This is a genomic window from Burkholderiaceae bacterium DAT-1, from assembly GCA_019084025.1.
Taxonomy (GTDB): Bacteria; Pseudomonadota; Gammaproteobacteria; order Burkholderiales; family Chitinimonadaceae; genus DAT-1.
This window is the reverse complement of record JAHRBI010000007.1, coordinates 210851-226535: the sequence shown is the minus strand read 5'-3', so window position 1 is coordinate 226535 and position 15685 is coordinate 210851. Positions and strand designations below refer to the sequence as shown.

Annotated in this window: 12 protein-coding genes; 3 read left to right on the top strand and 9 right to left on the bottom strand. The window is 53.8% G+C overall.

The annotated features are described in order from the left end of the window. Positions 1-53: 53 nt before the first annotated feature. From KSF73_16030 to KSF73_15995, 8 genes are read right to left on the bottom strand one after another with little or no spacing between them, the layout of a single operon-like run. Positions 54-287: a hypothetical protein gene (locus tag KSF73_16030; GenBank protein ID MBV1777230.1), complete on the bottom strand. Its 234-nt coding sequence runs from the start codon at positions 285-287 to the stop codon at positions 54-56. Beyond that, positions 287-2611, bottom strand: coding sequence for a chemotaxis protein CheA (locus tag KSF73_16025; GenBank protein MBV1777229.1), 2325 nt, complete (start codon positions 2609-2611; stop codon positions 287-289). Before KSF73_16025 ends, KSF73_16030 begins: the two co-directional genes overlap by 1 nt. Beyond that, entirely contained in the window at positions 2608-2979 is a 372-nt protein-coding gene (locus KSF73_16020; protein MBV1777228.1) for a response regulator, read from the bottom strand. The genes KSF73_16025 and KSF73_16020 overlap by 4 nt, the downstream gene beginning before the upstream one ends. Further along, on the bottom strand, positions 2976-3818 hold the full coding sequence (locus tag KSF73_16015; protein MBV1777227.1) for a protein-glutamate O-methyltransferase CheR: 843 nt from the start codon (positions 3816-3818) through the stop codon (positions 2976-2978). Before KSF73_16015 ends, KSF73_16020 begins: the two co-directional genes overlap by 4 nt. 7 nt (positions 3819-3825) lie before the next feature. Continuing rightward, positions 3826-4452, bottom strand: a complete 627-nt coding sequence (locus tag KSF73_16010; protein MBV1777226.1) for a HEAT repeat domain-containing protein — start codon at positions 4450-4452, stop codon at positions 3826-3828. Positions 4453-4460: 8 nt separating this feature from the next. Then, a complete protein-coding gene (gene cheB, locus KSF73_16005) occupies positions 4461-5528 on the bottom strand; it encodes a chemotaxis-specific protein-glutamate methyltransferase CheB (GenBank protein ID MBV1777225.1) in 1068 nt (355 codons plus the stop codon). A gap of 17 nt (positions 5529-5545) precedes the next feature. Further along, on the bottom strand, positions 5546-7093 hold the full coding sequence (locus KSF73_16000) for a chemotaxis protein CheW (GenBank protein ID MBV1777224.1): 1548 nt from the start codon (positions 7091-7093) through the stop codon (positions 5546-5548). Between the two features lie 27 nt (positions 7094-7120). Then, entirely contained in the window at positions 7121-9043 is a 1923-nt protein-coding gene (locus tag KSF73_15995) for a methyl-accepting chemotaxis protein (GenBank protein ID MBV1777223.1), read from the bottom strand. A 273-nt stretch (positions 9044-9316) separates the two neighbouring features. Here KSF73_15995 and KSF73_15990 point away from each other — a divergent pair, with 273 nt between their 5' ends. Next, positions 9317-10495, top strand: a complete 1179-nt coding sequence (locus tag KSF73_15990; GenBank protein MBV1777222.1) for a response regulator — start codon at positions 9317-9319, stop codon at positions 10493-10495. A gap of 76 nt (positions 10496-10571) precedes the next feature. Here KSF73_15990 and KSF73_15985 read toward each other — a convergent pair whose 3' ends face one another. Further along, a complete protein-coding gene (locus KSF73_15985; GenBank protein ID MBV1777221.1) occupies positions 10572-11777 on the bottom strand; it encodes a GPI inositol-deacylase in 1206 nt (401 codons plus the stop codon). 573 nt (positions 11778-12350) lie between these two features. Between KSF73_15985 and KSF73_15980 the strand changes: the two genes are divergently transcribed. Next, positions 12351-13826, top strand: a complete 1476-nt coding sequence (locus KSF73_15980; protein ID MBV1777220.1) for a HAMP domain-containing histidine kinase — start codon at positions 12351-12353, stop codon at positions 13824-13826. Between the two features lie 32 nt (positions 13827-13858). Then, positions 13859-15448 carry a DUF3369 domain-containing protein gene (locus tag KSF73_15975; protein ID MBV1777219.1) on the top strand — a complete coding sequence of 530 codons (1590 nt, stop codon included), beginning with the start codon at positions 13859-13861 and terminating at the stop codon, positions 15446-15448. Positions 15449-15685 lie beyond the last annotated feature (237 nt).

The following is a 15685-nucleotide window of genomic DNA, read 5'->3' as shown; positions in this document are numbered from 1 at the left end:
CGCGCCAATCCAGATCAATCATTTACCTGTGCGGTCAGACACCCTGATGCCGCTTACTCAAGTGCCGCCCTTAACCAGACAGCCAGTTCGAGTCGCTCTGGCCATGCAGTCACCACCTGCTTACCGGCCATCAGCACTTGCAGATTTGCCGAGTGCAGATGGGTGCAGGCTGCAAGATCGACCTTGGCAGATTTCTTCTTCTGCAACCATTCGCGCAGGCCTTCCGCTTCTTCTACGGTCGCTGAACCGGTTACCACCGCTACATTTCTGCGAAATTCGATCGGCATCAGATCAGCTCCTTCGCGTTCAGCACCATCAGTACAGTCCCGTCACCCATGAGCGCTGACCCTGAATAACCCGCCAATCCCGCCAGCACGCCCGAGAGCGGCTTGAGAATGATCCCCATGGTTTCCCGGAAATCATCTACTAGCAGGCCGAGGATTTCGTCGCCAAGCCGCACAATCAGCACGGCGTATTCGTCCTGCTCATTGGTAAGCGGCGGGGCATCCAGGCCCAGCAACCGGTTGATCGACCGGAGCGGCACAATCCGGCCTCGCAGAACGGTTGTCATACTCTTCTTTATAGTCCGAATATCTGCACTCGGCACCCGGACTGTCTCTACAACACACTCCATGGGTACACCGAATAGCTGGTTATCCGATTCAACAATCATCACTGTGGTGACCGCCATCGACAGCGGGAGGGATAAACGGATGCGTGTCCCCTGCCCCTTCACGCTTTCAAGCGCAACCGCACCGTTCACCCGCTCGATCGCCGCTCTGACAACATCCATGCCGACCCCGCGACCCGAGAGATCGGAAATCGCTTCTGCAGTCGAAAAGCCGGGTGCAAAAACCAGATTAACGGCCTCCTGATCCGACAGACGCGTCAACGCAGCTTCGTCGATCAGACCTTTTTCCAGTGCTTTTCGCTTCACAACTTCAGGATCAATGCCTTTACCATCATCGATGATCTCGATGACGGCCCGGTCGGATTCCTGTCGCGCCCGGATGGTCAGGGTACCTGCAGCAGGTTTACCGGCCGCCTTGCGTACATCAGGCAGCTCGAATCCATGATCGAGACTGTTCCGGACGATATGGACAAGCGGATCCCCCAGCGACTCGATGATGTTTTTGTCGGCTTCGGTTTCCTCGCCTTCAAGGACAAGATGCACATCCTTGCCCAGCTTGCGGGAGATGTCGCGCACCAGGCGCGGGAATCGCTGGAAAATGAAGGAAACGGGCATCATGCGTACCTGCATGATGGCGTCCTGCATTTCCTCCGCGATCCGGTTAATCACTTGATACTGGGATTTGATTTCACGCGCCAGTTCACGTACGCCGAACTGGTTTTCCGCACGTGCGGCCAGATAAGGCAAGGCATTCTTGGCAACGACAATTTCGCCGATCAGATTCATCAGGCGATCCACCTTGACCTGATCCACCTTCAGGCTGCGGGATGCGCCACTGCTATCTTCGGCTCGTCGCCCGAATCTGACTTCCTGATCGGCATCAGGTGCTGCATCCAATGTGCTTTGCGCAATCGGGACAATGTCGGGAAGCAGGTCGGCAAACAGCCGGTGCATGCCTGTAAGCAGGACGTCTCCGGACGTTTCATCGATCGCCCGCTGGGTGGCGGCCATCAGTGCGCCCAGCTCACCCTCACGGCCGGATGCACGAAGACACCCCGCCAGGGTATTGCTGACCGCACGCAATCGTCCCAGATGGGATTCGTTTAAAACGGGCAAAGCCAGAATACGCGCCTGCACGTCCAGAATCTGACGAAGCGCCTGCTCGCGGACGGCGTCCAGTGTCACAACAGCAGTCGCTTGGCTAACTGATGCGCGAGCCTGCAGCGCAATCATCTTGACCGTGTCAGGCATGTATCGGTAATGCTCGTCCAGATCCGCGCGTGCTGCGGTACTCGCCATCAAAAAGCCAAGGTTGCAGGCATACGCATCCATCTTCGCCAATTCAGGCCACGGGTGCCGTGCGAACGCAGTGCGCCAGATGACACCAGGGGTTTGGATGGCTTGAAACAGTGGATCTTCACCACTAAAGAAGCAGTTATCGTCAGGCAGGTACTCAATCAGGTAAACCGACATGCCTGACCGGAGTGCATCTTCCAGCAAGGCATGCTGATCCGTCGGGATTCGATCCCAAGCAGACATATCCGCACCAGCCGATACACTGACTGCGGACTCTGGTGCCTGTACGGTTGCGGTTCCTTGCCCCCGCAATGCCCGAAGCGATTCGGCTAGTTGCCGTGCGTGATCGCTGTGCGGACTGGCGATTCCCTCTGATGCCTCGATTTCATCGCACTGCATGGATACAAAATCCATTGCATCCAGCAGACGGTCAGCCAGTGTCTGCGAATAAGACACTTTACTGCTGCGCACATCATCCATCAGGTCTTCTGCAGCATGCAGAACCAGCGTCATCGCAGGAAAATCAAAGAGTCCGCTATTCCCCTTCAAGGTATGAACCAACCTGAACAGCTCGGTCATCAGACTGGCATCATCGGGCGCCTTTTCCAGCGCCATCAGCTTTTCGCCGATACCCTGCAGAAAATCCCGTCCCTCGGACAGAAATTGTTCCAGTAATGGATTCATGCGTTTATCTCGCCAATCAACAAGCGCACATTCATCAAGAGCACTTCCGGCTTGCACGGTTTAATCATGTAGGCATTGGCTCCGGCCTCGAAGGCCTGCATCTGGTCTGCCGATTCTGCTTCCGTCGATATCATGATGGCGGGTGCCTGCTGTAAATCCTGCTCCCTGAGCGCACGCAGGAAACCAAATCCATCCTGCTTGGGCATATTTACATCCACAAGATACAGGTCGAATGGATCAAGCAGCGCCTTCTCGAGCGCCTCTATGCCGTTCACCGCCTCGTCTACCTCGTATCCGGCCTGTTCCAGAATGGCCCGGTGAAACATGCGTACCGTAGCGGCGTCGTCAACGATCAATATGCGTTTCATTTGGACTCCCCCGGTTTCTGATAGACGATGGCTGTCGGAAATTTCCGGATCCGGTATAGGGAAGAAATCCGGCTCATGGATTCGGAGTGTCCAAGACAGATGAACCCACCGGGATTGAGTGCATCGAAAAACGTTTCTGCAGCCGTTTTTCGTGAAAGATCATCAAAATAGATCAATAAGTTACGGCAAAACACCACGTCAAAATTCCGGTACGGACGGGTATCCGCACGCTCGGCAAGATTGACCCGGGTGAATTCGATTGCGCTACGCAAGTCATCACATATCTGATATTCCAGACCCTGCCGGACGAAGTACTTTTTGAGGTAAGGTGCCGGTAGCGCCTGAACTGCGCGCTGTGAATATAGCCCCTGCCGCGCCCTCCCCAGAATCTGCGTATCGATGTCGGATGAAATGATTTCTACATCCCAGTCATTGATGCCCGGCCATTTTTCCATCAGGTAGATGGCGATTGAGTAGGCTTCTTCCCCCGAGGACGAGGGAATAATCCAGATACGGATGGGCTTTTTATCCGATTTGTTTGCGACCATTTCCGGCAAAATGGACTCGACCAGGCACTGGAATTGATACTCTTCCCTGAAGAAGTACGTCTCATTGACGGTCATCAGGTTGGTAAGCAACTGCAGTTCTTCACCGGAAGCCTGAAAGCGCAGAAGCGTAAAATAGGAACGGAAGCTATCACTCTTCGTGGCTTCTATTCGTTCGATCAGGCGCTTATCCACGAAATACCGTTTGCTGGCATCAAACTGGATGCCAGTCTTCCGGTAAAAGAATTCGCGGAACTTCTCGAACTCTTCACTGCTGATCTGGTGATCGGCCATGATGCGCTCAGTTTTCCGCGATGCGTTTAAGTGCCAGGTCAGCTGCGAACTGGATATAGGGTTCATCTGCAAAACGCTGTTTCAATCCTTGCAGCGCAGCCTTTGCACTGTTTGAGCCTACCTCGCCTAATAAATCCACCGCCGTGGCGCATACATTGACTCCCGGATCCTGTTCGATCACGTCGATCAGCCAATGTTCCACTTCCGGGTGACGTAGCGATTCGAGCACATTCACGGCAAAGATGCGCACGTCGCCATCTGCGTCATGAAGCAGCTGTTTCATGATCGGCGCAACCTGCTCGGGCAGTTGCTTCATTGCTTCAATCGCTTCGTTGCGCAGATTGGCATCCTCACTGCGCAACTGCTCCACCAGCCCATCCACCGCAACGGCATCGCCAATACAGGTCAGTGAGGAAAAAATGATCGCGCGCACGGATGGGTCTGCTTCCACCTTGAGCCGATCAACCAGATGAATAGAGGCTCCCGGACAATCCACCAGATCACGCGCGGCCCAGCGGCGCGCATTGGATTCCGTATCGCCAAGGCTGATCACCAGTGAGGCGCAATCCCGTGGCTGCTTGCGTTCTTCGCTGGACGAGCTGGTATCCTGAAGCTGCTTGCGGATCAATGTCATGTTGCTTCCTATCGTCCTGCCCAGTGATTAATCTGTACCGCAATTTTCTGCATCGGCAAAGTGACGGATGCGCCACCTCGTTCGATCAGCTCTGCTGGCATGCCAAATACCACTGCGGTCTCCGCCGATTCGGCTATTGTCCGTCCACCCCGTTTGCGGATATCAGTAAAGGCATCCGCACCGTCATATCCCATCCCGGTCAGCATCACCCCGATGATCCGCGCCGGATCAAAGTGCTCCAGTGCGCTGCGTGCTAGTAATTCAACGGATGGATGCCAGATATATTCTTTTGCTTCCGGGCGGGGAATCACACTCAACCGTGCGCCACGCTGAACCACCACCATATCCGCGCCCCCTTTGGCAATGTAAATGTTGCCGCATTCAATCTCCATGGGGCCAGCTACTTCCAGCACATTCAACTCACACACCGCATTCAGTCGTTCGGCGAACGACCGGGTAAACGCCGCCGGCATATGCTGGGCAACCAGCACCGGCCACGGGAGCGCCGGATCCAGCTCCGGCAATATTTCCTCCAGCGTACGGGGGCCCCCGGTCGATACGCCAATCAGTACGACGCCTTCACCCTGCGCGCCACGACGAAAAACAGGCGGCTGTTTGACTGCTTTTTCCCGATCCTCGCGAATCCGTCTGGTCAGACCCTTTGCCTGCGATGCCTGTTTCAAACGTGCTTTGCAAGCCGCTCTCACCTTGCTGATCATTTCCTGCCGGATGTCGTCGATCGACAGGGAAATCGTGCCGCCAGGTTTGGCTACGTAGTCAACCGCACCCAGATTCAGTGCTTCAAATGTGGCCAGTGCTCCCTTTTCTGTCAGGGACGACACCATGACCACCGGGACTGCTCGCTCGGCCATGATCAGAGACAGCGCAGTGAGCCCATCCATTTCGGGCATATTGATATCCAGCGTGACCACATCGGGCTGGAAATCCCGGTTTTCGTTCACCGCCTCCCGCCCGTTACGGGCCATCCGAATCTCGAAATCGCCTTCTGCCTGAAACACCTGAGACAACTGCCGGCGCATCAGGGCGGAATCATCGACTATCAGGAGTCTGATCATGTCTCGCCCTTTCTGCGCTAGGCCGCAACCTTCGCCAGTGCATCCAGCTCAGCCCCCTCGATCAGGCAGGCCGGCTCGATCAACTGAACCATGCGTTTGAGCTTCTCCAGATTGGCCATACGGGCCAGCAATTTCGCCTGATCAGCCGACAGGCGCGGAGAAGGTTCGATCGCGCTCTTGTGGATTTTCAGCACCTCGGCTACCGAATCCACGATAAAGCCGGTGCGTACGCCATTGATCAGAAACACCATGACCCGTTGCCGGTCGGAGCGCTCGACCGTATCCAACCCCAGACGCCGGCGTAAATCCACCACGGGCAGGACTGATCCGCGCAGATTGATCACGCCTTCTACGAACGGCGGTGCTTTGGGTACATGGGTTAGCTCGTCTGGCACACGCACAATTTCCTGAACGCTTTCGATGGGAACACCGAATTCCTCTTTATCCAGACGGAAAACCACGACCTGTTCGTCGTCATCGCTGGCATCAGCATCCTGAATGGCGCTGTCCTGATCAATATCATTGTCCACGGATTGCTCCACACTCTTCAGCGCTTCCTTGATGGCGGCATGGTCAAACAAATTGGCCGCCGTGATAATCGACACCAGCCGCTTGCCTTCTTCCAGCCGGCAGATTTGTGATATTTCGGCCAGATCGCCATCGCGTACCAGCAAGCCCGGCATCGCATCAACCAGCGTCTTCGGTACGCGCAGTACCTCGTTCACGTTATCCATGACGACGCCGACCGAAGCGCTCCCCAGTGCGATCACCACAATCCGGCTATGTTCATCTGCGCTTTGCTCGGGCAGCGAGAACATACGCCGCAGGCTCACCAGAGGCAGCAGGCGGTTTCGCAGGGTCATGATGCCCAGCACGTGTGATTCGGCACGTGGCACGTGTATGATGTGCTCGGGCACCTGCACAATTTCCTGCACATCTTCGATGGCGATGGCGTATTCCTGGCTGGCCACATCAAAGCTCACCAGCTGCAGTTCATCGCTATCTGCCTCCGTATCTGACGCTTCATCGAGCGCAATACTGCCGGCCGCAGCCTGACGGGCGATTGCACCGATCTCGGCGAATTCCTGCTCGATCAACCGGGCAAAATCCAGCACCATGATCATGGCGTGGCCGCCTGCATCCTTGATAATCCCGGAGAGTAGGTCTGTGCGTACGGTGCCGCTAATTGTTTCCACGGGTTCGATCTGCCCGGGTTCCACACCGATCACACTGGCGACCCGATCCACTACAAACCCCAGTGGTTGCCCGATATCGATCACCAGCGCCCGCGTTGCATCGTCATACTCGTGTTCACCAAAGGCAAAAATGCGGCGCAGCGAGATGATCGGCAGCACTTTGCCCCGCAGATTGGCGAGCCCATCCAGCGAGCGCGGCGCGAGCGGAACACGCACGACATCCGGCACCCGGATGATTTCCTGAACTGGGGCCATATCCACTGCAAACACTTCATTTCCGGCAATAAAAGTCACAAACTGCCGGGTATCCGATTCAATTTCATCCATCGCACCGTCAGCAGACGGCTTGTCCATCACCTCGTTACTCATCGCACACTCCTCGCTGATGGCCGCTCATCAAGCACTTTGCAGTTCATCAGCAAGTGAAGCGATCTCTTCAATAGCAGCGGCAAGCTCTTCCGCACCCTGCGATTGCTGCTTGGCGGCAGAGGCTGCCTCGGATGCGGCCTTGTCTGCTTCTGTTGCCGCCGATGCGATTTGTTCCACGCCCTTCTTCACTTGTGCGATGGCGGCGGCGATTTCGTTTGCAGCAGCGAGAATGTCTTTCATGCCTGTTTCCAGGTCGTTGACGTCCGTTTCGATTGTTACCAGGTTAGCCGTACTGGCCTTGGCTTTCTCTACCTCGCTCAAGGCTGCACCTAGGATTTCGTCCAGATCACGGCCGACTACGCCAATCTGATCCTGAATCCCTTTCACCATATCCTTGATGCGATCCGCATTTTCAGCCGAATCATGAGCCAGATTGCGGATATCCGTTGCGACCACGACGAAACCTTTACCAAACTCACCCGCACGTGCAGCTTCAATCGAACCATTCACTGCCAGCATATTGGTTTGAATCGAGACGGTAGTAATGGCATCGACAATCTTGTCGATACGACGGGAAATCAGTTCGAGATCCTTGATCTGCTTGATACTGGTGCGAGATGCTTCAGTCGATGAGGTGATCCCGGCAATCAGGCTGTCTACCGCAACCTTATTGACACCCAGCAGCTCCTTGATAGAAATCACCCGGTCGACCCCGGCTGTGGCTCTGGATTGTGCAAGTTCCAGACCCTTTTCGATCTGGGAAATTGCGGCAGAAGATTCCTCGGTGCCTGCAGACTGAACTTCGGCACCACGACGAATCTGCTCGATGGCAGCCATGATCTGCGCACCTGAGCGATTGATTTCCTGAACTGCAGAAGACAATTCCTCTGCAGCCAGTGCCACCTCTTCCGCGCTCTTGGCTACATCGGTTGAGCTTCGCAGCTCGTCGGCGATTTCCGACAGATTCTGTGCGGCCTGCGCACTTTCCTGTAGCGCCTGCGATTGCTCTGCAACTGTTTTAGCCGATTCTTCGGCCGCTGCCGATTGCTGTTCGGCAGCAGTTGCAATATCCTGAGCCCCCTTCAGGGCTTGCTGAGCCGCCGTATTAGACTGCAGCGCACCACTCGCCACCTCGCGTACGCCTTTTACAATCTCGATGGCATCTTTTCTGATCTGCTCAAGCTGAGCAGTAATCGTCTTGCCATTTTCCACCTCGCCACCGATGGTTTTAGCTGAGTCGCCAATACCATCCGCAATGACTTTCACTTCGCGCTGAATCTGACCAACCAGATCGGAAATCTGCTTGGCGCTCTTTTCCGACGTTTCTGCCAGTGTACGGACCTCATCCGCGACCACGGCAAAGCCTTTGCCATGCTTCCCGGCACGGGCGGCTTCAATGGCAGCATTCAATGCCAGCAGATTGGTCTGATCCGCAATCCGGGCCACGGCTTTTACGATATCGCCAATGCTGGCGGCCTGCCGCTCCAGTTCGCTCACCATTTCAACCGATGCAGTCTGGCGTTGCATGGCCACACTGACGTTGGTAATGAGTAGCCCGATGTCCGCTCCGGTTCTAGCAACCAAGCCTTGAGCCGCTTCCGCCTTGGTCTGCGAAACGTCGGCACCTTGCAGCTGGCGGGTGATATTGTCTCCCACCAGTTTGAATGCGGTGAGCGACTCCTGTGCGGCGCCAGATGCCTGCTCTGCACCCGTCGCAATCTGGTCCGATGCACGTTTCAGCTCTTCTGCAGCCGAAGCAGCTTCAGCAATCCCCGATGACAGTTGCCCCGTTGCCGCAGCGATACGTTCAGCGGCCTGCTGCTGCTTACCCAGCGTACGCGCCCGGCGGCGCTGTGCCTCTGCATCGCGAGCAGCCTGAGCATTGGCTGTTTTTGCCTCAGCCGGTGCAGCAGACGCTGCTACAGGGGTCTGTTTTTTCACGAGTGCCATCGGTGCTGCTCCTTCTTGGGCTGACCGGTTCCTGACCGACCTGAATGAAAGCGAGAACAATTCCGTCGATTGCTACTGCATCGTCGTCCTTCATTAGAGATAGACCCGCCTTAGCGGTAAAGCCAGCGCAACGTCCAAGTTTCAGAACAAAATAGTTTGCACTTGCGTTTGCTCAAAAGTGGCATACCTGAGCAGACAAAAGGCACGCTCGACTGCTTCAATCTTTCAGTTCGATTTCTATAATCAGGCTATTGACGTCGGGAAGCGAATATCATGAGCAAGTCCATTCTGATCATTGACGATGATCCGTATACCGTCAGCCTGATGACTGCCGTTTTGGGAGACTTCTTTCAGGTCAAGCATGCAGACAGCGGGCAGGAAGGTTTGAAAATGGCGCACGCCATTCAGCCCCAGCTCATCTTACTGGATGTCGAAATGAGTGGAATGGATGGTTATGAGGTCTGCGGCATCCTCAAAAGCGATCCCGCCACTGCCGATCTACCGGTAATCTTCATCTCAGCAAACGATGATCCGGATAGCATTCTGAAGGGGTATGACTGTGGGGGGGCTGACTACATTGTCAAACCCTTCGATCCCAAATTGCTTCGACGGAAGATCACCATCTTCCTGCGTTTCCTTGAAGAAAAGCGGTCGCTAGAAGAAAAGGCTCAAGCAGCCTCCAAAACGGCCATGACCGCATTGATTAATCTCGGTGATGTAGGCCGGATTCTCACCTTTCTGCGCGATACGGTAAGTGTCACCGGCTACAGTGATATCGCCGAAGCCAGCTTGCGACTATTTGAAGATGCAGGTCTCGATGCCAGTATCCAACTCCGGTCTCATGAAGGATGTTTGTCGAAGACGATTAAAGGAATCTGTTCGCCACTAGAAGAACAGGTGCTTTCCAATATGGCCACCTGCGGCCGAATTGTCGATCTGGGAAAGCGTTCCGCGTTCAACTTTCCACATGTAACCATCATCATCCGCAATATGCCACGCGATGACCCCATGGAGTACGCCCGAGTCAAAGATAACGCCGCCATCGTGGTGGAAATCATCGAGCTGCACATGCAGTCGCTGACCTTTACCTTTGATACGATTAAACGCGGGGATGATTTACTTAATATCGTGCATCGCAGCGCGTCCGCATTGCGCGACATCGAGCAACGCCAGCGACGCCAGCGGGAGGCCAGCGAAAATATCCTGAACCAGTTGGTCAACGATATTGAGGATGCTTTTGTCTACATGGGATTGAGCGAAACCCAAGAACTGCAGCTACAAAAGCTGGCGCGCGATGCAATCGGACAGGCGCAGACGCTGAATAAGGAATTTGTTGAAACCGATTCCATCATGCAATCACTTGGTGAAGGCATGGATGCCATGCTACAGCAGGAATTGCAGGGTGCCAGCGAGGCGTCACTGGATAGCGGCAGCCGCATCGAACTTTTCTAGCGCTTTGGACATCCAAGGAAAATGGCAGGAGCGTAGACGCCTCGGCACTCATCTGCGGTGGCAGTGCCGGGTAAGCTCAATTTGAGCAAAACCGCTCTGCATGCTGTTGTGTGAGATAATCTGTTATCCACCCAAACACCCGCTCATCCCGCATCAGCTCAAAATGGTTCATGCCATAAAACAGACGGCAATGATCATCCGCTATTGCCAGATGCCTGGTCGGGTCGGTATGCCTGCCCAAAGCACTATCAATCTGTACCAGTCCATCGCCCGGTAAATGATAGAGATCGGGTGAGTTTTCACGACCAAGTGTAGCCGCAATCGCAACGCAATCAGCGCCTTCAGGTAATGGTACAGGTTGACGCTGATCGTGCGCGTGTTCAAACCGGCCAGCGCCCTGCCAGTCCACATCCAAGAGGTTTCCATGACGGAGGTCGGTGATGCCTGCGCTTCGCAGTTGCCCGAGTCTCGCCAGAGGGGCGGTATAGGCAAAGCGGCCCAGCAGCAGATCAATCCAGTTGCCACCCCGTTCTAGCGGAGCACCATGGTGGGGCGTGCCCAGAAACACCATATTGCTCAGCAATTCAGGCCAGATGAACGCTTGGACTCTAGCCGCATATACGGCACTTCTGGCGACCAACCCTCCCATACTGTGGCCGACCAGCGTAATGCGTTTGACTGGCGGGCGCCCATGCTTCGTCAGCGCCTCAAGCAAGGATGCGAACGCTTGGCCATTACTAGATATGTGCCGACCCGTGTTGTAGTGCAAATATAACGGGGAAGCGCCGCAGGCAGCTGCAAGAGCCGCACAGTGCGTATCTCGGGGCCAGGCCAGATCGTTCATGCACAAGCCATGAATGAACACCATGAGATGATCGTTCAAACCTGCAAAATCGCTTATCACTACGCCATTTGCACGAAGCTGCATCGTGATTGCCAGCGAATTGCCGGTTGCGTCGAGATGATCGCCCAGCACGCCATTCATCGCGGCCACCACGGCTTCACGTTGATAGCTAGATGCGGGTTCGGGTAGATAACGAGCAATCGGATGGGCAAGGACATTGATTGCACCTGCCACCAGACGGCTCACCCCACGCACGGAGTGGTAAACCAGCCCCGTGATGCCGGACGCATTTGTCGACGGCGTAGATCGAAGCGATTGCGCCGGAGAGATGGCGCAATGCATGGCTTCAACCACATCCGTCATGCCGACAATGCCATCCGCCACCAATTGATTCAGGGCGGCCAGATCTTTGGGTAGTAGATGATATTGATTTGCCATGCTGTTCACCCTTCGTTATTGCAGCACCTTCAAAAAATCATCCATCCCTTTCGCCTGCGCAGGATACGTACCACCTCGAAGCGAGTTATTTCCAATCCAAGTACCCCATTAGGGTACATTGCCTCCGGAATACAGGGTTTGATCCAGCGCATGGCCATCGACTCATGCAGTCAGGAATCTCGCCAGTCAGCAAATGCTCCATCAGGCAAGCATGGGACTACCCCGACATCCTTGCCAAACCGGTCTGCCCAGAACCATATGGCGCGGATTAGTGCCTGATTGATTTACAGGCAGGCGGACGATTTTATAGGCAGATACTTGAACATGCCTGATGCAGACATGCAACGGCAGAAAGTCGCGCTGCACATATGTAAATGGGCTTTCACGAAGGCTGGGGCGTGACTACAGATCAAATGGTCGCAGTACTCACAGCCTCAAAATAATCCTACTAACCATGTGGCTTTTGGCGCTGTCCGTCTGGCAGCGCACACTGGCGATGCATCTCTTCCTTCACTATACCTGTGACTGATAATCGTTTTTGATTTCGCGATCCTTCCAGCACAGGTAACACCGATGACGGGAAAGATTCAGTACAGGCTGTATGCCATCTTTTTGGCCGTAATCAGCCTGTCGCTTGGCCTATCGGGTGGGTATTCCTACTACCAGACCTCCAGTCGACTTGAAGCAGAATACCTGCGCACCAAGCATGATCTGACCGAGCGTCTCCGAAAGAGTTTGATCCTTCCAGCATGGGAGCTGGATACCCAAACTGTTGCGGAAATTATTGCGCCGGAAATTCGAGCAGATATCGTCGCGATTGAAGTCAAGCTCACAGCGGCGCAGGCCAGAATTCATGCAGGTCAGCATCCCAAGGCTGATGCTGAGCACATCTACTGGTATCGCTTTCCGCTACATTACACAACCAGCAAGGGCGCCGAAGCAATCGGCGACGTACACTTTGCGATGTCTTATCTGGCACGGGATATTCAACTTCGCGATGCCGTGATGCAGAAGGTTGCTGAGATTGCGCTGCTGGATGTACTGATTTTGTTCACGCTGTACATCAGCATGCAACAACTGGTGTTTGAGCCACTTCGGCGCTTTGGCAAAGCACTCGACGACAACGCCCGCATTACCAGTGGACACGTTGAACTGCTTGAGGACGAGGTGGATAACGAGTTCAGTGCCCTGCGGCGATCGGTGAATGTCATTGCGAAGCGGCTGGAAGGCGATATCCAGCACCGGATTGCCAGTGAGGAAGCATTGCGTAAAGCATTGGCAGACCTTCAGCAAGCGCAGGACATTCTGGTTGAAAACGAAAAAATGGCTGCGCTGGGCGGCCTCGTTGCAGGGGTAGCGCATGAGATCAACACGCCACTTGGAATTACCCTCACCAGCGCGAGCGTACTGCAAAAAAGTCTGGATGAAATTCAGGCATCCATGACAAGTGGCAAATTAAAAAAATCAGATTTGGAACACGTGTTAAGCACGTTTGCAGAGTCAACGCGGCTCATCACACTCAACACAGAGCGAGCCGCTCAGCTTGTTCAAAGCTTTAAGCAAGTGGCGGTTGATCAAACCAGCGAGATGCGCAGAGCATTTCTGCTTGATGAATATCTGCACGAAGTGGTTGAAAGCCTCAGGCCGAAACTCAAAAAGCTGCCGATCAACGTACATATTGAGTGCGAAGAAAGCATCCATATGGACAGTTATCCGGGCGCCATCGCGCAAGTCATTACCAACTTGATGGTCAATGCCAGCATGCATGCATTTGATGATCATGCATCAGGCAATCTGACCTTATGCGGCGTGCAAGAAGCCGAACGCATCAAATTATCCGTCAGTGATGACGGATGCGGCATCCCTTCGGAAAACCTGAAAAAGATTTTTGAGCCTTTTTTTACCACCAAACGTAATGCAGGTGGCAGTGGCTTGGGGCTGCACATTGTCTACAACATTGTGACCAAACAACTGGGTGGTCACATCGCCGTTGAGTCGAGTCCCGGGCATGGCACCCGGTTCACCATCACCATGCCGGCGACAGCGTAGCCAGTCTGCCTACACACTATTCGAGGTGCAACATGGCCAACTTCCTCAAAAAGAAAACCGGCGAATCCCAAGCATCTGGCGATGATGAAGATTGGCTCGAAGATGACAGCACCGACAAAGCAGACGTCGGTGAAGTGAAGGCCGGCTGGGATGTGCTGATTGTGGATGATGACCCCGGCGTCCATGACGTCACCCGCCTGGCGATTAGTGGCATTGAGTACAAAGGCCGTAAACTTCGCCTTCATTCTGCCTTTAACGAGCCCGAATGCATCGCAAAATTGCGGGAGCTACCCGATGTCGCCTTGATTCTGCTTGATGTGGTCATGGAAAAGGATGACTCGGGACTCAGGCTGGTCAAAGTGATCCGAGAGGAAATGAAGAATCATCTGGTGCGAATCGTCCTGCGGACGGGTCAACCCGGACAGGCGCCCGAACAAGATGTCATCCTGTCATACGATATTAACGACTACAAGTCCAAGACAGAGCTATCTGTGCAGAAGCTGTTTACTAGCGTCATTGCCTCACTGCGCTCCTATGAAAGCATGGTCGCCATTGAACGCAACCGTCGTGGCCTGAATTGCATACTGGAAGGTACAAGTAATCTATATCAGCATCATTCATTGAAAGAATTTGCTTCGGGGGTACTCGATCAGGTCAGTGCATTATTGAATGTAGGGACACAGGGGATCATCTGCGTTACGGAAACGGATATCGGGCAACATGTTAATCTCAAGGTACTCGCAGCAACAGGCGTATATAACGGGCTGCAGGAATGTGATCTGATTCCCGCTCATCACCCAGCTTATAATCCCATGCTGGATGGACTCGAAAAGCAGCATTCAACTTTTAATTATCCACACGAGGTGCTTTATCTATCGACGAAAGCGGGTAAAAACTTTGTCGTATATTTTAATTGTCAAACCTCCATCTCAGAAGTAGACAAGCATTTGCTTGAAATATTCTGCGACCGCATTTCAGCCGCATTTGATAATCTCTTTTTCCATTCGCAAATGCTGAGTGCACTTGAAGCCACCGTGATTGCCCTCGCAGATTTAGCAGAATATCGAGATACTGATACCGGCGAACATGTCTTGCGCGTGAAAACACTGACCAGCCTGACCGCGCGCAAATTGTTTGAAAATGGGCACTATGCTCATATTCTGACGCCAGGTTATATAGATCTGCTGGGCACAGCCAGCATATTGCACGATGTCGGGAAAGTGGGTACGCCTGACCATGTTCTCTTCAAGCCGGGCAAACATGATCCGGAGGAACGGAGAATCATGGAGCAACACTCGCGCGTTGGCGGCCATATTCTGAGCAAAGCCGCACAAATGGTCGAAGGAACCACATACCTGAGTTTAGGTGCTGAAATCGCCCAGACCCATCATGAGCATTGGGATGGAAATGGTTATCCTGCCGGACTAAAAGGTAACGATATTCCGCTGTCCGGCAGAATCGTGGCGGTAGTCGATGTGTTCGATGCCTTGATTAATAAGCGCCCATATAAAGAGCCATGGTCAAAGGAAGATGCGACAGCCTATCTGATCGAGCGTAAAGGCAAACAATTCGACCCACTCGTGGTTGATGCCTATCTGGACGTTATCAAAGAGATGGATTAACAGTCTCAAGGCCTTTCCTGTACACAATTACAAATATAATATGCGTATCAGGAAAGGCATCCCGACTCTTTCAAGCCTAGCCACTCATTATTATTACATTTATCCAATAATCTGCATTTATGCGTACATTTGTACGGGAATTAAGTCAAATGTCGCAGGAATGTGGCAATTGAAATATTAGATTATCCTCAATCACAGATATTTGGATATGCTTACCCACGCTGGCATCTCTGTCAG

Bases quoted from the DNA above. Each gene is read 5' to 3' on its own strand.
- KSF73_16030 (MBV1777230.1), bottom strand. From the start codon at position 287: ATGCCGATCGAATTTCGCAGAAATGTAGCGGTGGTAACCGGTTCAGCG.
- KSF73_16025 (MBV1777229.1), bottom strand. From the start codon at position 2,611: ATGAATCCATTACTGGAACAATTTCTGTCCGAGGGACGGGATTTTCTG.
- KSF73_16020 (MBV1777228.1), bottom strand. From the start codon at position 2,979: ATGAAACGCATATTGATCGTTGACGACGCCGCTACGGTACGCATGTTT.
- KSF73_16015 (MBV1777227.1), bottom strand. From the start codon at position 3,818: ATGGCCGATCACCAGATCAGCAGTGAAGAGTTCGAGAAGTTCCGCGAA.
- KSF73_16010 (MBV1777226.1), bottom strand. From the start codon at position 4,452: ATGACATTGATCCGCAAGCAGCTTCAGGATACCAGCTCGTCCAGCGAA.
- cheB (MBV1777225.1), bottom strand. From the start codon at position 5,528: ATGATCAGACTCCTGATAGTCGATGATTCCGCCCTGATGCGCCGGCAG.
- KSF73_16000 (MBV1777224.1), bottom strand. From the start codon at position 7,093: ATGAGTAACGAGGTGATGGACAAGCCGTCTGCTGACGGTGCGATGGAT.
- KSF73_15995 (MBV1777223.1), bottom strand. From the start codon at position 9,043: ATGGCACTCGTGAAAAAACAGACCCCTGTAGCAGCGTCTGCTGCACCG.
- KSF73_15990 (MBV1777222.1), top strand. From the start codon at position 9,317: ATGAGCAAGTCCATTCTGATCATTGACGATGATCCGTATACCGTCAGC.
- KSF73_15985 (MBV1777221.1), bottom strand. From the start codon at position 11,777: ATGGCAAATCAATATCATCTACTACCCAAAGATCTGGCCGCCCTGAAT.
- KSF73_15980 (MBV1777220.1), top strand. From the start codon at position 12,351: ATGACGGGAAAGATTCAGTACAGGCTGTATGCCATCTTTTTGGCCGTA.
- KSF73_15975 (MBV1777219.1), top strand. From the start codon at position 13,859: ATGGCCAACTTCCTCAAAAAGAAAACCGGCGAATCCCAAGCATCTGGC.